Source organism: Xanthomonas sp. NCPPB 3005 (assembly GCF_041228095.2).
In the GTDB taxonomy this organism is placed as follows: Bacteria; Pseudomonadota; Gammaproteobacteria; order Xanthomonadales; family Xanthomonadaceae; genus Xanthomonas_A; species Xanthomonas_A bonasiae.
Map to the genome: position 1 here is coordinate 1,607,436 of NZ_CP166096.2, position 18,689 is coordinate 1,626,124.

An 18,689-nucleotide genomic window follows, 5' to 3' on the forward strand; every position below is an offset into this window, starting at 1 on the left:
GGCAAAGCGGACGCTACCAGCCCATGCGCGCGAACAAGGCTTCGCGATACCGCCGGCTGAGCCGCAGGGTGCGGCCGTTGCGGAGATGGAGTTCGTAGTCGCCCTTGAACAGCGGCGTGAGCGATCCGATGCAGGCGACGTTCGCCGCGGCCGACCGATGGATACGGACGAAACGCTGTTCGCCCAGCTGCGCCAGCAGATCCTGCAGGGTCCTGCGCATCAGGTAGGTGCGCGCGGCGGTATGCACATGCACGTAGTTGTCGTCGGCTTCCAGCCACTCGATCGATACGGTTTCGATCAGGTGCAGCCGTTCGCCTTCGGGCACGAGCAGGCGCTCGCACTCCGGGGTGCGTGCCCGCCCGATCGCGACCGCCGCCGCACCGGACTCGTGCGCGTCCAGCCGCTCGCGCACGCGTTGCACGGTGCGCGCGAGCCGATCCCGGTCGTAGGGCTTGAGCAGGTAGTCGATCGCGTTGAGGTCGAACGCCTTTACGGCATGGGCATCGAAGGCGGTCACGAACACGATCAGCGGCGCGCTCGAGGGGTCGAGCTGCGCCGCGACCTGCAGTCCCGACAGCGTCGGCATACGCACATCCAGAAACGCCACGTGCGGCCGGAGTTGCCTGATGCAGTGCGCTGCCGACAATCCGTCCCCGGCCGACCCGACCACGGCGATGCCCGGTTGCTCCGCCAGCCAGCGTTCGAGCTTCTCGCGCGCGGGCGCCTCGTCGTCGGCGATCACGGCGCGGATCATCGCGTGGCCTCCGCCAGCGGGATCGAGACGCGCGCGGCGACACCGCCACCTTCGTTGCGGACGACCAGGGACGCAGCATCGCCATAGATGATGCCTAGCCGCTCCCGGCAGTTGCGCAATCCCAACCCGTCATGCATCTCCAGCGCCGGCAGCATGGAACCAGAATTGCGCACTTCGATTTCCAGCGAGCCGCCTTCATGCCGCGCACTGATCGTGATCTCCACGCACGACAACGTGGGCTCGACGGCGTGTTTGAACGCATTCTCCAGCAAGGGTTGCAGCAGGAGCGCGGGAACGCTGGCATCGAGCAGTGCGGCATCGACCCGCCACGTCAGGGTCACCCGATCCCGGAACCGTTCGCGCATGATGTCCGCGTATAGCTCGAGCGTGCGCAGCTCCGCAGCGAGCGGTGTCATCGCGTTCTCCACTGTCCCAAGGCTGGTGCGCAGCAGGTCGCCGAGTGCCGCCAGCAGACGGTCGGCCCGCGCCACGTCCATATGCATCACCGAAGAGACGGTATTGAGCGCGTTGAACAGGAAGTGCGGCCGCAGCTGACCCTGAAGGTGCGCCAGCTGCGCCTCGGCCAGCGCCTTCTGCGTTTGCAGCAGGCGATTGCGCTGCAGTTGCCACTGGTCATTGGACTCGAGTCCAAACAGGATCCCCAGCCATAGGCCTACGAACACGCTCAGCTTGGCGGTCTCGTACACGAACAGGTAGCGCCAGCTCGGGTGCGCGTAGGTGAGGCCCACTGCGGCATAGACACCATGCCGTATCGCATACACCGCCACGATGAAGGTGACGGCGACCACCGGCAACCAGCGCAGGTAGCGGCCGAACCAGGTCAGGGGCTTGTCCAGATCGGGAGCATAACGTCCGCGCACCCGGGCGGCGAGCCACATCCAGCCGGTTGCAACCAGTGCGGAACTTCCTTCCCATAGCACCGGTTCCCACCAGCGGGTGAGCGGATTGCGTAGGCCCTCCTGCACGGACACGCCGATCATGAGCAGACAAAACGCCGTCCACAACACGATCAACGCTTTCGGAGTGGACATCGCACCGCTGGCCGCGAGCGCGGCTGCCTGTGGTGGACGAAATGGCGGGTTCATGATGGGCAAGTGTACCCACGGCAATGCAGGTGGGCGTGGCTTGTGGGGCAAGCGGGACCTACGAGGGGCGAACGGGCCGATAGCAGGGACAAGCCCCGCCAACGCCGAGCAATCGGTATCCGGCTTCGCCGCTTGCGCGCTGTTCGGATGCGCGGTCTACGGCATCACGGTGTGCGCGAGTGCTTTGTCGCGGCCGGTCCTGTGCTGGCAGTTGACCGCATCGCCGTGCGGATCGGCATCGGCTTGGGTATGGCCGAGCCGGTTATGTCGGATCGCCCCTCAGGGGGCTAGTCCAACGCCTCGCCAGCCGGAACACGCAGCGCGCGGCCACGCAGCTTCAAACCGATCGCCACGCAGCAGCCCAGCGCCAGCCAGGCCAGGCCGCCGTACTTGGCGTAGCGGTCGGTGCTGTACAGCACGTAGGCCAGGATCACGAAGCCCGCCAGCGGGACCAGCCCATGCAGTACGAACCGACCCTGGCGGCGGAAATGCCAGGCCACCGCCACGTGCAACAGCAGGAAGGCGAACAGCGCGCCGAAGTTGCACACCGAGGTCAGCAACGCGATCTTGCCCAGGAACACCAATCCCAGCACCAGACTCAGCGCGGCCACCAGCACGATCGCGCGCTGCGGCACCCGGGTGACCGGATGGATGCTGCGCAGGAAACGCGGTAGCTGGCCATCGCGCGCCATCGCGAACAGCAGCCGCGACGTGGCCGCCTGCGCCACCAGCGAATTGGCCACCGCGGCGCTGATCGCCAGGGTCAGCGCGATGACGATCTGCAGCCAGGGGCCGGCCACCAGCCGCCCCACTTCGAAGAAGGCATTGTTGGAGGCCGCCTCGTCGGGAAAGCGCACCAGGTTCGGCAACAGCAGTGCCGCCAGCCACGTCTGCAGCACGAACAGCGCCGCCACCAGCGCCAGCGACAGCAGCGTGGCCTGGCCCACCGCCCGCGCGCCGCCGCGGCTTTCTTCGGCCAGGGTGGAGATGGCGTCGAACCCCAGGAAGGACATCACCGCCACCGACAGCGCACTGAAGATCATCGGCACCGAGAACGCCTCGGGGTTGTAGAACGGCCGCAGGTTCCAGCTGGCGCCGTTGTTGCCGTGCTGGATCGCCACCGCCGCCAGCACCACGAACAGCGCCAGCACCACCAGCTGTGCGTACAGGAACAGCCGGTTGGCATGGGCGTGACCTGGATACCGCGCAGATTGATGACGGTGTTGAGCACCACGAAGAACACGATCCATACCTGCTGTGGCAGCGCCGGGATCACCGCGGCCATCGCATTGGCGCCGACCACGTACAGCAGCGTGGGAATCAGCATGTAGTCCAGCAGGATCGCCCAGCCCGCCAGGAACCCCAGCGAGCCGTTCAAGCCGCGCCCCACGTAGGCATAGACCGAGCCCGCCACCGGAAACGCCTGCGACATCTGCTGGTAGCTGGAGGCGGTGAACAGCATCGCCACGAAGCCCAGTAGATAGGTCAGCGGCACCATGCCGCGGCTGATGTCGAAGACGCCGCCGAAGATCGAGAACGGCGCGGTCGGCACCATGAACACCAGTCCGTAGATCAGCAGGTCCTTCATGTCCAGGCGGCGCTGCAGTTCCTGGGTATAGCCCAGGCGTTCCAGGGTGTTGGCGTCCGTGGGGCGGGTATCGGTCATGGGAGCCACGCTGGCGGGAAAGGGGAGGGCGGCGCAACGGATTGTCCGCCAGCGCGGGGCTGGCAGCGGAGCGGCGACCTTCGACCTTAGGCGCCGCCGCCGGCTCCGGGCCAGTGGCAAAAATGCTAGGTTTCGATCTGCCGTCGCACCGACGATGGCGCCCCTTCTCCCGGATGATGGCCATGCGCGACGACCTGGCCCTGCTGGACGCCGACCTGCAAGGATTGCCGACCCTGGACGCCTGCCTGGACCGCGTCCTGGACGCTGCGCGCGCGCTCGGCGTGCGCGCGCTGGTCTACGACTACGCGCCGGTGCCGCTGAGCCTGGATGGCGAACTGATCACGCCGTCGGTCTTCGTCCAGCGCAACGCGCCGGCCGACATGCAGCAGGTGTGGTGCGAACACGGCTATTACCAGCACGACCCGGTACAACAGCGTGCCTGCCGCCGCAGCGCGCCATTCCTCTGGTCGTATCGGCCACTGCAGCCGGGTCCGCGCCGCGAGTACCTGGGCGATCTGCATCGACCGGTCACCCGTTACCTGTGCGAGCGCGGCATGGGCGCCGGCCTGACCGTGCCGCTGCACCTGCCCGGCGGCGCGCTGGCCACCTTCACCGGCGTGGTCGACGGCAACCTGCCTCCGGAGACCGCGCTGCATCAGGCCGAGCGCAGCCAGGGCGCGTTCCTGCTGCTGGCGCATGCCTTCCAGGTGCGCGCCCAGGACCTGCTCGACGCCCGCCAGCGCCGCTGTGCGCAGATCGTGCTGACCCGGCGCGAGCGCGAATGCCTGCAGCACTCCGCGCGTGGCCTCACCGCAAAGGCCATCGCCGCCGTGCTCAACCGCTCGGTGGCCACGGTCAACCTGCATCTGAACTCGGCGGCGCGCAAGCTGGGCGCGCGCAATCGGGTGGATGCGGTAGTCCGCGGCCTGCACTACCGGCTGCTTGAGCCATAGGCGTACGGCTTGCCGGTCTGGTTGCCTGCGCGCGCACCACTTGCACAAGGTCGGTTGCGATCCAGCAAAAAACCTCGCATTTCTGCCAGTGCCGCCCATGCCGGCGACCGGCTAGGCTGCGGCTCCGCACGCAACGAAGAGCAGGTCATGCAGGTTCGAGAGGGCTACGCCGACTTCCAGGGACACCGCACCTGGTACCGCGTCACCGGCGCGCTGGACAGCGGCCTGCTGCCGCTGGTGGTCGTCCACGGCGGCCCGGGCTGCACCCACGACTACGTGGACAGCTTCAAGGACCTGGCGACCGGCGGCCGCGCGGTGGTGCACTACGACCAGGTGGGCAATGGCCGCTCCACCCATCTGCCCGAAGCCGATCCCGGCTTCTGGACCGTGGACCTGTTCCTGGCCGAACTCGACAACCTGCTGCGGCACCTGGGCATCGCCGACTACGCGCTGCTCGGCCAGTCCTGGGGCGGGATGCTCGGCGCCGAGCATGCGGTGCGCCGCCCAGCCGGGCTGCGCGCACTGGTCATCGCCAACTCGCCGGCCTCGATGCCGTTGTGGCGCGCCGCCGCGCTGCGCCTGCGTGCCGAACTCCCCGAGCCGGTGCGCGCGGCCCTGGATCGCCATGAGGCCGACGGCAATCTGGACCATCCCGACTACCGCGCTGCCTCCGACGTGTTCTACGCGCACCACGTATGCCGGGTACAGCCGATGCCGGAAGAGGTGGCGCGCACCTTCGCCGCGATCGAGGCCGATCCGACCGTGTATCACGCCATGAACGGCCCCACCGAGTTCCATGTCATCGGCAGCCTGCGCGAATGGAGCATCGTCGAGCGCCTGCCGGCGATCGACGTGCCGACCCTGCTGCTGTCCGGTCGCCACGACGAGGCCACGCCGCAGACCGTGCAACCCTACGCGGACATGATTCCGGACGTGCGTTGGCACCTGTTCGAACATTCCAGCCACATGCCCCACGTGGAAGAGCGGGAGGCTTGCATGCAGGTAGTGGGAGCGTTTTTGGCCGAGCACGATCGGTAGTGCGTGACCCAGCGGGTTGTTCGGCGGAGGGGCGGAGGTGCTAGCCGATGCTTGCGTGAGGAAGGAAGGCTAGTCGCCGGCGACGAAACTAAAAAATGTCCATTTCCCGTCGATGAGCTTGAAGCCGGCACGGTAGCCACTGCCGGCGTGTGGAGGGCACTCCAGGTAGTCGGTCGAAAGACGCTGGCAGTGGCCGGTGGTGCTTTGCGCCAAATGGCGAAGGTACGAGCGTTGCCGAGTCCAGAGCGCGATCGCCTCGTCGGGTCCTCCATCTCCGCCGAAGCTCGAAACAAAGTCGGGCGACATGTATTTGCGCAGCGTTTCCGGTGCTCCGGAGGCGGCAGCGTCATGCACGGCAGCGACCAAGCCAGTCGCCGCTTGGGGAACCTTGGTCTTGCCGGCCTGGGCTGCAGCGTCACAACAGCCAAGCATCAGGAGCACTGCGATAGCACGATGTATTGTGGACACCTGAAGACTGCCTTGCCACCAATCGGCTTCGGCGTGGATGAATTGCTGGGAGCACCTAGAGCTGTTGCCATGACAACAACGCCGTGTCGGGTTTCACCTCGAGCGTGAAGCCAAATGGGAAGGCCTGGCTTGCCTCCTTGTCCACTTCGAACTCCACGCTCTCCGGAGCGGGGCGGCTGGTGGTGAACTGCCCGGCACTGAGAATGCGCGAAACCTCATTTGCCTGGATGGGCGACCAGTAGTTCGACGTGGCAAGAATCAGCGCTGCAACCGCTGTGCGAGTGTCGACCCGCTCAGGAAAGAGCACGCCGACGCTGCTGCCAAGATCCGCACATCCAGCATGCGAAATGCGGACAGTCTTGCCTGAGGCATCCTTCCAGGTGACGTGGTGGTTCTTGCGGCCCAGAACGCCGCCAGGATTGGCGTTCGCCATGGAAACCAGCTCCCGCACTACGGCTCCTTGGTCGAAATCACAGGTGTCGCCGGCCGATGCTTTCGCGGTAGGACTCAGTAGCGCAATGAGCAATGCTGACGTTGCGATAGCTTTCATGCGCACCGGATGGCTGGGTTGGGCCGCACCGCGAGGTGGGTGTGGCTCGAGCGGTTAGGTCGTTGGTCGAGGCCTGCGTCAGGCGAACAAGTCCACCGCGGCATCGCTCCACGCATGCCCGTGCAACCCCCAGGGGCTGTTTTCCGGCGCGGGCGGAAACCCGGTACGGCAATAACCGCGCTTCGCTTCGAAATCGAAGATCGCATGCGGATAGCCGTTGATCAGCAGTACCACCTTCTTGCTGTCCTGGGACCAGCCGATCTTCACTTCGGAAGGCGTCTCCCGGTCGGCGACGTCGGCAGCGTTGTAGATGTGCAGCGCATTCTGGATCGGGTTGTCATCCGCCGACGGGTCGACCGCATAGAAATAGCCGGTGTCGCCGTCGTCCTCGAAGACGGCGACGAACGGCTCCTCGGGCGCTTGCGCCTCGACGACCAGGGCGGTACCGACGAGCAATTCGCTTTCGGCAGTGAGGGTGATGGGCATGTACGTTCGCTCGGCTGCTGGATAGGTCAGCGCTGTCGCTCAGCGCCGGTAGGGTCATTACACCACCGGTCCTCCACGACCGGGGACGTCTTGATTGCGCTGCGTCGCTTCCTGCGCAAGCTGCTGTTCCTGGTGCTTGTTGAACGCCAGCGATTGCTGGGAAGTTTCCTGCAGCGAGGGGACGGGTTCGTTGGTGTTGACCGAAGCCCTGAACCCCGGCGTGGTCCCCGTCACCCATAACGTGTCCCCCGCCAGGCGCACGCCATCGATCTTGCTGGCGTCGGTCATGCCTTCCTTTTTGCTCAGCAGCATGGCGTGGGCGACATGGTCGTCCGCGATATGTGCCGGCGTGCCATCCCTGAGCTTCGCGAAGAGCGCCTGATCGTTCGGGGACAGTTGCCCGAGCGGCGATGCCTGCTTGTCGGTGTGCTCGATAGCGGTTGCCATCGGCGAGCCTTGCGCCGGCAAGGAGGCATGTGGCACGGGCTCCGCTGGTTTGGTCCCGCTTTGGATCGCCGGGCCTTTGCCTTCCAGTGCAGGCGTTTCTGCTTGCTTGATGTCTTCCGCGGTGGTGATCGCTTTGGGCACCATCTTGCTGTCGGACAGGAAGCCGTCGCGGCCATCGTCCATCATCGTCACGATCGCGCTGTCCGGCCCCGGGCGACCGGTCTTGGGATCGGGCTGCAGCATCAGGGAATACGGCTTGCCGGCATCCAGGCCGTCGTGGGCGTGAGTGCGGGAGACGGCGGCCATGGCGGCGTCGAGCTCCGCTTCGGTTCGCGCAATCCCGGCGCTGGCATAGGCGCTGGCCACCATGCCGCGCATCGTCGTGGCTTTCGGCAGCGTCGGATTGGCCTGCGCTTCGGCGGCCATGGCGGCGTATTCCTGTAACCCGGCCTGCTGGCTGCGATGCACTTCGTTCAATTCGTCGCGGACGTTGCCCTGGGCCTGGTTGGTGCCGTAGATCATGCCCGGCGTCGTCCATTCGCCATTGGCGCCACGGGTGTAGGTGTGGCCATCGGACGCCTGCAGGGCGTCCGTCTGCGCGCTGGCGTGCTTCACTGCGGCCGGCATGTCGCCGTGCTGGTGCCAGCCGAACTGGTTGTAGGCCACCTGGTAGCGGCCGGCGATCGCAGCCGGCGTGTTGGCCGCGTTCTGGGCGATGATCAATTTCGAGGCCTGCTCCAGTTCGGCCGCGCGTTGCGGGGTGGCGGTTTCGGCATGGGTGACCTTCATGCCGTGCTCGATGTATTGGTCGACGACCGTCCGCGACCAGGTGTGGGTCTGCGGGTCGCGGGTCCAGTGTCCTTCCCCGTCCAGGCTGGGAGCTTCGCCCTTGCCCGATGGGATGGAGTAGGGATTCTGCGGCTGCGACAGATTCGCCAGTCCCAATTCGTAGGACGCGTTGGCGGACTTGTAGTTCAGTTGGTTGGCCAGCACGTCGCCGGCCACATATCTGACCTTGCTGTAGGTGGCGCTTTCGTTTTCGGGCGATGCCGTGGTCGTGGCCTTGATCTGCTGCGTCTCCGCCACCCGTGACCAGGTACCTTTCGGATCGTTGGGATCGCGGCTCCATTCGTTGCCGTCCCGGTCCTTCTGGGTGAAGACGCTGTCGATATCCTTCTGCTGCGCCCATTTCTCGCCGAGGAAGGCACCGCCAACGCCACCGGCCACGCCGCCGATCGCCGAAGTGACGAGGGCGCCCGGGCCGCTCGGCGAGCCGCCCGCCAGGCCATATCCGGCGCCGGCCAGGAAGCCGACGGCGATGCCGCCACCGATGCCGCCGACGTTGCGGCCGATGAAATGGGTCTTGGCCGACTCGGCACCTGTCGTGTTGCCCTGCGCTTCCAGTTTCACCACTTGATGGCCGGTGGTGGAGAAGTCGTATGCCAGCGCGGCCACCGCGATCACGGTCCCACCTTTCGCCAGCATGCCGGGACGCAGGCCTTTGGACGCCGCCACCGCTTCACCGGTGATGGTCGCCTCTCCCAGCGACGCCGCAGGTGCGCCGAATCCGGTGGGCGCACGGGTCAGGCCCGCGTTTGCCAGTTCGGCGGCGGGCGGGAATTTGGCGGCATCTGCGCCGAGGGTGGCGGCGGCCTCCTGCGAGAGCGAGACCTTGGTGACCTTCGGTCCCACATTGTCAGGCGACACAAAAATGCCCTTGGGCACTGCCTCGATGAACTGTGCCTGCACCTTGGGCAACACGGCATCGGCGCCACCTTGGGCGTAGAGCGCTTTCAGTTCGCTTACCGGCTGCCCGCCCAGGGTTCTGACGTTGGGGTTCTCCAACACGACGGGCAGTTCCACCTTGCCGAAAACACGTTCGATGTTGGCATTGGTGGCGACTACTTTGATGTCGCCGCGCAGCGAACCCGCGAATTCTTTGGAGGCTTCGCCCCAAAGGGAGCCTTCCAACGAAGTGGCGCTTTGAGCGGCGGCCTTCGGGTTGCCGTACAGGAAGTCTGCCATGGACTTCTCGACTTGATCGAGATCTTGTCCTTGCGCCGTGAATATGCGCTCAGCTGCTTCAGAGATAGCCATTTCGACATCCTTGTTCCCAAGGAATCGCGCCCGCGCAGTATTGTTGATGATAGGCTCGCCGGTCTTGCTCGCGAGTTCCTTGGCGATCACCTCGGATGAAACGTCGCCGACTGGGCGACTGTAGAGAATGCCCCCTTCGCCTATCGCTTTGGCAGGATACTGCCGTGCGATCGCTTGAATTTCTTCAAGAGAAGTTGCCTTCTTTATCTGCTCGATATGTTTGGAGTAGTCGTCACTCATGGCGTACCCCGTCATCCATGGCTAAGGCCCAGCCGTCCCTGAAGAAAACTTCCCCCATGAAGTGGGCATTCGGATACTCGTTCAGCAGCGTGGGTCTATTCGAAAAATGTGTGCCGGCAGCGATCAGTCGAACGATTAGTGTCTGAACAGCGTGGATCTCCGCTGTCGTGAAGACTCGGCACGCGCCCAGCATCGGCATTCCGATGTCACCGTCACGGCCGTAGCCAAATGAGACGACTTCAATATTGTAGTCATTGTGGTTCGGCAGAAAGGCTCTTCTAATTTCGCCGAAGTACTCTTCGCCATCCACCTCGACGGCGAACGTCTCATGGCGCCGTTCATCCATGATGCCGCGCACACCGCCCGAAAATCTGGCGCGCCCCTCCGGAAATTGCAGCCAATCGAAGGTGGAGTGGTTGGATAAGTCCATGTCTAGTGTTCCATGTTGGATCATCGGAAATTACAACGTTGCGCGCGGGCTTCAAGTTGTCGGTCCGGTCAAACGATTCGCTTGATGCGATCAACGAAGTCCTGCGCTACGACTCGGCGACAGCTTCTGCCATCACGGTGAGGATTTCAAGAAAAGCACCGATGGTTCGGATCTGAGGTGGCTTCATCATCCGCGACCAGAGCCCAGCCGTTCTTGAAGCTGACCTGGCCCATGAAGCGGGCGCTTGGGTATTCCGTCTACACAGACGGTCTGTCCGCGAAGTGCGTGCCTGCGGCGATCAGTTGAACGATCAGTGTCTGGATGGTGCTGATTTCAGCTTTCGAGAAGATTTGACATCCGCCATGCATTGGCATTCCGAGACATTTTTCGCTGCCGTAGCCGAAGGACATTACTTCGATGTTGTAGTCATTGTCGTTAGGCAAGAAGGCTCTGTCGATTTCTCCAAAGAATTCGTTGCCACCTATCTCGACCGCGAAGGTCTCGTGCCCAAGCTCGTCAACGCCGCGGACCAAGCCAGAAAATCTGGCGCGCCCCTCCGGGAGTTGAACCCAATCGAAGGTAGGGTGGTCATGTAAGGCCATGCTTGTTGCTCCTGTCGGGCGAGCCGAAATTCCGACGTCCTGCATCAGATTGTCCAGCAGCGATGCCAGATCACGCAATCTTAGAGGCGAGAGAACGTAGTGCGTTAAGCCGGGTAGTGCCTTGTGAAAAGCCGGCATGTGCTGAGAGGCGTGCGGCTGCACACAGCGCGTGCCTAAGCGGGCGGCGGGCGATTCAACCTTTGCCTGCCGCCGAGATCGCCAACTCGCCGTCGCGCACGCGAGGGTGCTGGCGGTCTACGCGCCGTTTGGCGACAAGCGGCCGTTCTTCCGCGCCCGCGTGGATGGGCAGGAAGCGGCCCAGCAGCCGGCGGAGCAGGGCCTGGTGCAGGTCGAGCAGATCAAGGTGAAGCGGGTGAGAGGCGGCTGCCGGCGTGGCGCTGCGCGTGCTGTAAGGAAGCGGATCCCGTGCCACAAGGGGCCGCTTCTGTTGGCCGCGTGGTTCAGCGCCTGCCGGGCTTTCAGGTCATTGAGCGCTTGTGCGCTCACCTGGTCCAAGATCCCGCGCGCCGCGTGGCCGGCGTTCTAGATGGCTTCTCCCAGCGCCGGCGGCGTGCGTGGATCCAGATAGGGCGCCGTGCCGGCGGCGAGGATGTCGCCATGCGCGGCGATGGTGCGGATCAGACCGTCGAGCGCATCGGCCTGGTCGAGCGTGATGCCGAAGACAAAGCGGTTGGACGCCATCTCAGCGATCCTCCGGTACGTGGTGGACGATGGCTGCGTCAGTCCTTGCTGGCCGCGCTCACCACCAGTTCGCCGTGCGCGGGCAAGATCGGCGGCATCGGTGGCGGCGATTCGTGCACGTGGCCGGCCAAGGGGAGGGGGCCGGGGATCAATTGCCTCCGTCCCCTTTTGTTCTATAGCCGGTCACACCTCGCCTGGGTCGCCCGGCCTCGACTCACCGCAGCAGGCTGACCACGAAATCCAGCAGCGCCCGCGTCTTGGCCGGGACGTGGTGTCTGGTAGGGTAGTAAGCATGCAGTGGAAAGCGCTCGTCCTGCCAATCAGGGAACAAGGGCACGAGCTTGTTGCCGGCGAGGTAACTCTCGGCGCCCAGCTCGAACAACTGGGCGATGCCGTGGCCAGCCAGGCAGGTGCTGTAGAGGGTGCCGGCATCGTTGACAGTCAAGGCGCCACGGGCCGCGACGGTGAGCTTTCGTCGGCGCTGGTGGAATTCCCAGGGGAATGGCCGACCAGTGATCGAGTCACGAAACAGGATGCACCGGTGGCGACCTGTCTCGAGTTCGCGAGGATCGGTCGGCCGGCCGTAGCGTCGGAGATAGGACGGCGACGCGACGGTCAACACCCGTGTATCGAGCAACTTGCGGGACACCAACGACGAGGGTTGCGGAAAACCAAAACGGATCGCCAGGTCGAACCCGTCGGTCACCATGTCGCCAAGGTCGTCCCGGCTGCGCAGTTCCACCTCGAGACCCGGATGACTGTCCAGAAAGGTGCCCAGCATGGGGCCAAGGACCAGCCGGGAAAAGAATGGGTCGATGTTGACGCGCAGCCGACCGCGTACCGCGGCAGTGCCTCCCGCGGCGCTGCTGGTGGCCTCTTCGAGCGCACCGACCAGTGGCATGACCTGCTCGTAGAAACGGCGCCCCTCGTCCGTCAAGCGCACGGACCGGGTACTGCGCTCGAAGACACGGATGCCCAGCCTGCTTTCGAGCCGCGCCACGGCCCGGCTGACGCCGGATTGGGACATGTCGAGTGCTTCCCCGGCCCGGCTGAAGCTGGCCATGTCGACGACGGCTGCCATGACGTCGAGGCCTTCGAGCAGTTGCGGGTCGAACATTGCCATTGATGACTGCCACGCATGAACAAGATGCCTCCCATGCTATCGCCTTTCGCGCAGCGCGTACCCAGACTTCCGGTCAACGCTACGCACCCCGCGTGGCATCAGGAGAACCCCATGTTTGTCATCACCGGAGTGACCGGCCAGGTCGGTGGTCGGATCGCCAGAGCGTTGCTGGCCGAAGGCGCTTCCGTACGCGCCGTTCTGCGGGATGCGGCCAAGGCATCGACGTGGGCCGGTCTCGGTTGCGAGACGGCATTGGCCGCGATGGACGACGCCGCGGCGCTGGCGGACGCATTCGCCGGGGCCGACGCCGTGTTCGTGCTCTTGCCGCCCGTGTTCGATCCGACGCCGGGTTACGCCGAAACCCGGGCCAATGTCGCAGCGCTGGTCACGGCGCTGCAGCAGGTACGGCCGCAGCGTGTGGTGGCGCTTTCCACCATCGGCGCCCAGGCGACGCAAGACAGTTTGCTGACCCAGTTGCAGATCATGGAACGCGCCTTTGAAGCGCTGCCCATGCCGGTCGCCTTTCTGCGCGCCGCGTGGTTCATGGAGAACACCGCGTGGGACATCGACGGTGCTCGCTCGCTTGGTGTCGTGTCGAGCTTCCTGCAGCCGCTGGACAAGCCGGTGCCCATGGTGGCGACGGCAGACGTTGCCGCGACGGCGGTTCGGATGCTGCGTGAGGGCTGGGAGGGACACCGGGTGGTCGAGTTGGAAGGGCCGCGCCGCATCACGCCGTTGGCGCTGGCCGCCGCCTTGGGGCGGGTGCTCGGGCGCGATGTCGTGGCGCAGCCGGTACCGCGGGCGACCTGGGACGCGCTTTTCCGCTCACAAGGCATGGCCAACCCGCAGCCGCGCATCCGGATGCTGGACGGTTTCAACGATGGCTGGATCGAATTCGAAGCCGGCTGTGAGGCACCGCTGAAGGGCACGACAGAACTCGAGACGGTGTTGCGAGGCCTTGTCGCCCCGGCGAACGCCTGATGCGCCAGGAACAAAGGGGACGGAGGTAATCAAGCGACCAAATCCCATGGGGTGCCGTGGTAGTGCCTGACGGCATGCGCGGTAGGCGACGAGCAGGGTTGGATCTTTCCCATCGTCATGTGAGTTGCCATGCGGAGTCGGCGGCGCCTGGAGCTTCCAGGCATTCCGATGCATGTCGTCCAGCGTGGGGTCAATTCTCCTGGACGACGAAGATCGACATGGCTATCGCGGTCTGCTGTGCCACGTGTGTGAGCGCTTTGGCATGCAGGCACGCAAGGGTGGACAGAGACCCGTCAGTTCCCTTTGACATTTTTGACAAAATACATCGCTTTGTCGGCATGTTCGAGAAGCTGATGCTCGTCATCCCCGTGCTCGGGATAGTGCGCGATCCCGATGCTCGGCGCGATGTTCAAGCGGTGGCCGTCCAGCATAAAGGGATGATCGAACGCGTCGCGGATTTTTCCCGACACTCGCGTCACGCCCTCCGAAGAGGTCCCCCGGAGCAGGACCACAAACTCATCGCCACCGACGCGCGCGACGGTATCCGATTCGCGGATGCATTGCGTCAGGCGTACGGCTACCTCCTTCAGCAATAGATCGCCGATACGGTGGCCCAGTGCATCGTTCACTTGCTTGAATTTATCCAGATCGAGATAAAGCAAGGACAGCGGCCCCTGCTCTCGTCGTGCCGCGGACAGCGCCATCTTCAGGCGATCGTGAAAAAAGACACGGTTGGGAAGCGCGGTCAGTTGATCGTACTGCGCCATGTATTGCAGTCGAACCTGCATTTGCTGGCGGTGGATGGCGGTGGCAATTTGCGTCGAGACGAACTGCAGCAACTCCTGGTCCTGTTCGCTGTAGCAGACACCGCCCGGATAGCTTTTGACCATGAGCAGGCCAATGGTCCCTTCATGCGATTTGAGCGGAACACCCAGCCAAGAGAACGGATGCGTGCCAAACGAGGGCCGCAGCACTTTCAGGCGATGCACCATCGTCTCAGGTGTCAGCAGCAGTGCCTGGCCGGTCTGAATGATCTCTGCGTAGAGTGTCCCCGGGACCAGCGTGAAAGGCGCCGGCGTTTGCAGATGTTCATCCACATGATAGGGAAAGCTGAGTTGGTCGGTTTCATCGTCATAGAGCGCCACGGAGAAGTTATCTGCGGGCAGCAGCGTGCCGACGATCTGATGGATGCGTTGGAATAGCTTGAGAAGATCCTCGGCAGTGTGGGCCGCTTCGGAAATGGAATAGAGCGCAGCCTGCAAGGATTCGGATCGCTTGCGTTCGGTAATGTCGCGCGCAACCCCGATGCGCAGCTGATCGGCCGGCGACCAGCGCGCTGACCACATGATGTGGACAACGTGGCCATTCTTGTGCAGGTAGCGGTTTTCGAAATGCAGCTGGGGATGGCCTGCCATCACCGCCACCAGCGAGGTGCGGGTCAGCTCGCGATCTTCAGGCAGCATCATGTCGAACATGTTCTTGCCGATCATTTCTTTCGGCGTATACCCGAAAATACGCTCGCACGAAGCGCTCGCAAAGACCACGTGGGCGTCGACATCCACCGCAAAGACGGCATCCATCATGAGATCGATAAAGCTGGCCGACGGCGCGTGAGGATTCGGTTCCATAAAAAAGTGTAAGGCCTGAATGGCGAGGGGAACCGGGGTCAGTATGCACTTATCGGACCCCGGCACAGGAGGTTGCTGGATGGAGTGCGTCGGTTGGAGGTGCGGCACTCGTTCCAGCTCACGGCGGAGGACCGCACAGGCCATGCCAACCCCGGCTGGCTCTCCCCGGTGTCGCCTAGCATCTCAGGGGAAGACAAAGCGGTTGGACGCCATCTCAGCGATCCTCCGGTGCGGGGCGGGCGATGGCCGCGTCGGTCTTCGGTGACCACGCTCACCGCCAGTTCGCCGTCGCGTACTTGCACGGGCAGCGTACTGCCGATGGCGAAGCCAAGTTCCTCCATTCAGCGGCCAACCAGGCGCAGCGCGGGCGTGCGCTTGCCGCTGGCGGAGTGACCGCAGCCCACGGTGCAGGTCTGCGGCGGGCGAGGGCGGCGGGGCGCGCGTGGTGGGCGGGCCAGCTCGGCGGCGATGGCGGCCGCGGCGTCTTCAACCGACATCATCGGGGTGCACGGTGGCTCGACATAACGCAGGAATCCGGCCGGCTCGGGCGCGGGGCCGGGCTTCGGTTGGCGCGTTGCACGGTTGCGGGCGGGTGCGGGGCGGACAGGGGCGCTACGGGATGTGGGTTGACGCGTGGCACAGCCTCCTTGGCAGACAGGAACCCGCGCCGAGTGGCGAGATCGGGTGCCGGCTTTTTTGTCTGCGCAAGCCGGCGATCGGCGACCCCTATGCCCAACGCGCGAACGAGTGCTCTAATGCCGGAGCCGCCATCGGCTTACCGTCCTGGAGCAAACACGTTGAACGCCCATCGATTTTTTGCCGCCGCGTTGTCCGCTTGCCTGACCACGTTGCCCGCGCTTGCTGCCGCCGCGCCGCAGACGCCCGTCGCCCCGGCGAAAGTGATGATGCTTGGCTCGTTCCACTTCGAAAATCCGGGGCGGGACATGGTGAAGTTCAAGGTCTCCGACGTCATGTCGAAAGACAATCAGGCCTACCTCGTGGGCCTTGCCGCGCGGCTCGCCGCATTCCATCCCACCGATGTCCTGGTGGAATGCGAGCCGTCCGAGCAGGCGAACTACGACGCTGCGTTTGCCCGCTACCGCGACGGTCAGTCGACCCTGCCGAATAACGAAATCCACCAGATCGGCTTCCGCGTCGCCAAAGCCTCAGGGATTGCGGGAGTGACGTGTTTCGACGAAGGCCAAGTCGGCTGGGCCTCCGATCCGATGTTCGATTACATCAAGGCGCACGACCCGGCCATGCAGGCGACGATGGATGCCACGTTCAAGAATCTCTCCGCGCGCGCCGATCGCGAGCAATCGACGTTGCCGCTGCACGAGCTGCTGCGCCTGACCAACGATCCCGCGCGCGACCGCGAAAACAAGAATCTCTACATCAGCACCAATGTCGTGGATGCCGGTGGCAGCTTTGCCGGTGCCGACGCCGCGGCCAGTTGGTGGCACCGCAACTTCCGCATGTATGCCAACGTGCAGAAGGCCGCGCAACCCGGCCACCGCGTGCTGGTGATTGCGGGATCCGGCCACACGGCGATCCTCAAGGACCTGTTGGCGATCGACATGCAGCGCACTGCCGAGGACGTGAGCGGGTATCTCGCGCCGTAAGTCCACCTGAGGTTAAGGGCAGGAGCGGGGCGCAACAGTGGGGCCAGAAGAAAAATTGATATTTCCTTTGCCCCGTTGTTGGCGATCCTCATTGGCGTGGTAACGGTGAAGATGCGCCATGCACGCGCTTTTGCAAACCAAAGCCGCTGCACAATAATTGCTAAGAACTAAAGCTGGGGAGGCCTCAGAATCTGCGCCCTGTTTTCCCAGTTTCATCCCCGAGACCGATCACGCCGACTCCAGCCATGACCAAAGTTCTGATCCTCAGTGTAAGCGCCGGCAATGGCCACGTGCGCGCAGCACAGGCGCTTGCTGCCGCCGCACCCTCTCTCGCTCCCCCGTGCACGGCTGTACATATCGACACCATGGCCCATGTGTCAGGGGCGTTCCGCAGGATCTACACGGATTGGTACATCCAGCTCGTGAATCGCGCGCCCGAACTGTGGTCGTATCTGCATCAGCGCAGCGACGTCACGCCGCACCACGCGGCGTCGCAGCGCTTGCGCCGCGGCATCGAGCGACTGAGCACCGGCGCGCTGCTGCGCGAGATTCGAAACGCGAAGCCCGATGCTGTGATTTGCACCCACTTCCTGCCGGCCGAGTTGCTGATGCGCGAACGCAGAAACGCTCGCCTCGACTACCCCGTCTGGTTGCAGATCACCGACTACGACCTGCACAACATGTGGCTCGTTCCCGAGATGACCGGCTACCTGGCGGCGAACGAAGAGGTCGCGTTCCGGCTTCGCGCACGCGGCATTCCGGCCGACCGTGTGCACGTCACAGGAATTCCGGTGATGCCAGCATTCTCGAAGCCCGACGCGCCGACGCTGGACCGCGATGCGTGCGCGGCCGCCCTGGGTCTGGACCCATCGCGCTCCACGCTGCTGATGGCATCAGGCGGCGCTGGCGTTGGCGATCTTGCGAGCATGGTCGAACGTGCCCTGGGCATGGCGAGCGATTTCCAGGTGATCGCCGTGGCGGGCCGCAATGCCGAAACGCACGCCAGACTGTCGGCGCTGGCGCTTCGCCATCCGGGCCGGATGATTGCGGTGGGCTTCACCGATGAGATGCACAAGCTCATGGCAGCTGCCGATCTGGTCGTCACCAAGCCCGGCGGCCTCACCGTGTCCGAATGCCTGGCGCTGGGCAAGCCGATGCTGCTGATCTCGCCGATCCCTGGCCAAGAAGAACACAACGCCGGCTTCCTGATGGAAGAGGGCGCAGCATGGCTGGCCTACGATGCCATTGGCCTTGACTACAAGGTCGAACGGCTGATGGCCGATCGGCCGAAATTGCGAACCATGGCCACGTGCAGCCTTGCGCTCGGCAAGCCCCAGGCCGCAGCGACGGTGCTTCAACGTGTGCTGCAGAGCATGCCGCATGATGCGGGCCGCAGATAGAGCGCCCATCCGTCGCACACTGGTCCACCTGACCTGGGTACTTGTGATGGCGTTCTTTTTCGCCAAGGTCGAGGTTCAGATCAAGGGGCTGGAACGGGGACAGGTTCACTTAGGAAGTCTAGCTGACTCCGTTTTTGCACTCTGATCCGTGCTTTTAATGAATTGTTAGGAGCCAATGGCGACCCATGCAAGATCTGATCGCCTTAAGCCCAAGAGGGAAAGGACAGCAGATAGCGATGGCTCAATACTGGCGGCGCTATCAAGCCGGACGGTGTAACCCACAGGAGAGGGGCTGGCTTTGTAACGGATAAGCTCGACGTAGTGACCATCAGCGAGTCGGAACCCGACCGCTAGCCAGTCACCCAATCCCGGCTCGCTGCCCTCAAGCAGATTTCC

17 protein-coding genes and 1 pseudogene are annotated in these 18,689 nt (G+C 64.3%); 6 read left to right on the forward strand and 12 right to left on the reverse strand.

The window, feature by feature from the left end; translation table 11 throughout:
- Positions 1-13: 13 nt before the first annotated feature.
- The 3 genes and pseudogenes from AB8810_RS06850 to AB8810_RS06860 form a co-directional block, all read right to left on the reverse strand.
- Positions 14-754, reverse strand: a complete 741-nt coding sequence (locus AB8810_RS06850; RefSeq protein WP_369915919.1) for a LytR/AlgR family response regulator transcription factor — start codon at positions 752-754, stop codon at positions 14-16.
- Entirely contained in the window at positions 751-1,860 is a 1,110-nt protein-coding gene (locus AB8810_RS06855) for a sensor histidine kinase (RefSeq protein ID WP_369915920.1), read from the reverse strand. The genes AB8810_RS06850 and AB8810_RS06855 overlap by 4 nt, the downstream gene beginning before the upstream one ends.
- Before the next feature lie 287 nt (positions 1,861-2,147).
- Positions 2,148-3,526, reverse strand: a pseudogene (locus AB8810_RS06860) (APC family permease).
- A 182-nt stretch (positions 3,527-3,708) separates the two neighbouring features.
- Between AB8810_RS06860 and AB8810_RS06865 the strand changes: the two are divergent.
- Entirely contained in the window at positions 3,709-4,479 is a 771-nt protein-coding gene (locus AB8810_RS06865; RefSeq protein WP_369915921.1) for a LuxR family transcriptional regulator, read from the forward strand.
- 147 nt (positions 4,480-4,626) lie between these two features.
- Positions 4,627-5,517 (forward strand): proline iminopeptidase-family hydrolase, encoded by an 891-nt coding sequence (locus tag AB8810_RS06870; RefSeq protein WP_369915922.1) that lies wholly within the window; start codon positions 4,627-4,629, stop codon positions 5,515-5,517.
- 69 nt (positions 5,518-5,586) lie between these two features.
- Here AB8810_RS06870 and AB8810_RS06875 read toward each other — a convergent pair whose 3' ends face one another.
- The 6 genes from AB8810_RS06875 to AB8810_RS06900 form a co-directional block, all read right to left on the reverse strand.
- A complete protein-coding gene (locus AB8810_RS06875) occupies positions 5,587-5,958 on the reverse strand; it encodes a hypothetical protein (RefSeq protein ID WP_369915923.1) in 372 nt (123 codons plus the stop codon).
- An 82-nt stretch (positions 5,959-6,040) separates the two neighbouring features.
- Positions 6,041-6,535, reverse strand: a complete 495-nt coding sequence (locus tag AB8810_RS06880; protein WP_369915924.1) for a hypothetical protein — start codon at positions 6,533-6,535, stop codon at positions 6,041-6,043.
- Positions 6,536-6,613: 78 nt separating this feature from the next.
- Positions 6,614-7,021 (reverse strand): DUF2251 domain-containing protein, encoded by a 408-nt coding sequence (locus tag AB8810_RS06885; protein ID WP_369915925.1) that lies wholly within the window; start codon positions 7,019-7,021, stop codon positions 6,614-6,616.
- Between the two features lie 57 nt (positions 7,022-7,078).
- Positions 7,079-9,805, reverse strand: a complete 2,727-nt coding sequence (locus AB8810_RS06890; RefSeq protein ID WP_369915926.1) for a hypothetical protein — start codon at positions 9,803-9,805, stop codon at positions 7,079-7,081.
- On the reverse strand, positions 9,798-10,235 hold the full coding sequence (locus tag AB8810_RS06895; RefSeq protein WP_369915927.1) for a hypothetical protein: 438 nt from the start codon (positions 10,233-10,235) through the stop codon (positions 9,798-9,800). The genes AB8810_RS06890 and AB8810_RS06895 overlap by 8 nt, the downstream gene beginning before the upstream one ends.
- 257 nt (positions 10,236-10,492) lie before the next feature.
- A complete protein-coding gene (locus AB8810_RS06900; RefSeq protein ID WP_372530417.1) occupies positions 10,493-10,999 on the reverse strand; it encodes a hypothetical protein in 507 nt (168 codons plus the stop codon).
- 82 nt (positions 11,000-11,081) lie between these two features.
- Between AB8810_RS06900 and AB8810_RS06905 the strand changes: the two genes are divergently transcribed.
- The gene (locus tag AB8810_RS06905) at positions 11,082-11,384 is read left to right on the forward strand and encodes a hypothetical protein (RefSeq protein WP_369915929.1); all 303 of its coding nucleotides are present in this window, start codon (positions 11,082-11,084) and stop codon (positions 11,382-11,384) included.
- Here AB8810_RS06905 and AB8810_RS06910 read toward each other — a convergent pair.
- Both AB8810_RS06910 and AB8810_RS06915 read right to left on the reverse strand, forming a co-directional pair.
- Entirely contained in the window at positions 11,381-11,539 is a 159-nt protein-coding gene (locus tag AB8810_RS06910; RefSeq protein ID WP_369915930.1) for a hypothetical protein, read from the reverse strand. The genes AB8810_RS06905 and AB8810_RS06910 overlap by 4 nt on opposite strands.
- A 214-nt stretch (positions 11,540-11,753) precedes the next feature.
- Complete coding sequence (locus AB8810_RS06915) at positions 11,754-12,662, reverse strand: LysR family transcriptional regulator (RefSeq protein ID WP_369915931.1); 909 nt, start codon at positions 12,660-12,662, stop codon at positions 11,754-11,756.
- 111 nt (positions 12,663-12,773) lie between these two features.
- Between AB8810_RS06915 and AB8810_RS06920 the strand changes: the two genes are divergently transcribed.
- Complete coding sequence (locus AB8810_RS06920) at positions 12,774-13,643, forward strand: NAD(P)H-binding protein (RefSeq protein WP_369915932.1); 870 nt, start codon at positions 12,774-12,776, stop codon at positions 13,641-13,643.
- Positions 13,644-13,936: 293 nt separating this feature from the next.
- Here the strand turns inward: AB8810_RS06920 and AB8810_RS06925 are convergent, their stop codons facing one another.
- Positions 13,937-15,223: a diguanylate cyclase domain-containing protein gene (locus tag AB8810_RS06925; RefSeq protein WP_369915933.1), complete on the reverse strand. Its 1,287-nt coding sequence runs from the start codon at positions 15,221-15,223 to the stop codon at positions 13,937-13,939.
- Positions 15,224-16,068: 845 nt separating this feature from the next.
- On the opposite strand from AB8810_RS06925, the gene AB8810_RS06930 reads away from it, so the two are divergent.
- Both AB8810_RS06930 and AB8810_RS06935 read left to right on the forward strand, forming a co-directional pair.
- Positions 16,069-16,893, forward strand: coding sequence for a DUF5694 domain-containing protein (locus tag AB8810_RS06930; RefSeq protein ID WP_369915934.1), 825 nt, complete (start codon positions 16,069-16,071; stop codon positions 16,891-16,893).
- 245 nt (positions 16,894-17,138) lie between these two features.
- Positions 17,139-18,293 (forward strand): glycosyltransferase, encoded by a 1,155-nt coding sequence (locus AB8810_RS06935; protein WP_369915935.1) that lies wholly within the window; start codon positions 17,139-17,141, stop codon positions 18,291-18,293.
- Positions 18,294-18,689: the final 396 nt, after the last annotated feature.

Excerpts from the sequence above, each read along its gene's own strand:
- AB8810_RS06850 (WP_369915919.1), bottom strand. The coding sequence starts at position 754 with ATGATCCGCGCCGTGATCGCCGACGACGAGGCGCCCGCGCGCGAGAAG.
- AB8810_RS06855 (WP_369915920.1), bottom strand. The coding sequence starts at position 1,860 with ATGAACCCGCCATTTCGTCCACCACAGGCAGCCGCGCTCGCGGCCAGC.
- AB8810_RS06865 (WP_369915921.1), top strand. The coding sequence starts at position 3,709 with ATGCGCGACGACCTGGCCCTGCTGGACGCCGACCTGCAAGGATTGCCG.
- AB8810_RS06870 (WP_369915922.1), top strand. The coding sequence starts at position 4,627 with ATGCAGGTTCGAGAGGGCTACGCCGACTTCCAGGGACACCGCACCTGG.
- AB8810_RS06880 (WP_369915924.1), bottom strand. The coding sequence starts at position 6,535 with ATGAAAGCTATCGCAACGTCAGCATTGCTCATTGCGCTACTGAGTCCT.
- AB8810_RS06885 (WP_369915925.1), bottom strand. The coding sequence starts at position 7,021 with ATGCCCATCACCCTCACTGCCGAAAGCGAATTGCTCGTCGGTACCGCC.
- AB8810_RS06890 (WP_369915926.1), bottom strand. The coding sequence starts at position 9,805 with ATGAGTGACGACTACTCCAAACATATCGAGCAGATAAAGAAGGCAACT.
- AB8810_RS06895 (WP_369915927.1), bottom strand. The coding sequence starts at position 10,235 with ATGGACTTATCCAACCACTCCACCTTCGATTGGCTGCAATTTCCGGAG.
- AB8810_RS06910 (WP_369915930.1), bottom strand. The coding sequence starts at position 11,539 with ATGGCGTCCAACCGCTTTGTCTTCGGCATCACGCTCGACCAGGCCGAT.
- AB8810_RS06915 (WP_369915931.1), bottom strand. The coding sequence starts at position 12,662 with ATGGCAATGTTCGACCCGCAACTGCTCGAAGGCCTCGACGTCATGGCA.
- AB8810_RS06920 (WP_369915932.1), top strand. The coding sequence starts at position 12,774 with ATGTTTGTCATCACCGGAGTGACCGGCCAGGTCGGTGGTCGGATCGCC.
- AB8810_RS06925 (WP_369915933.1), bottom strand. The coding sequence starts at position 15,223 with ATGGATGCCGTCTTTGCGGTGGATGTCGACGCCCACGTGGTCTTTGCG.
- AB8810_RS06935 (WP_369915935.1), top strand. The coding sequence starts at position 17,139 with ATGACCAAAGTTCTGATCCTCAGTGTAAGCGCCGGCAATGGCCACGTG.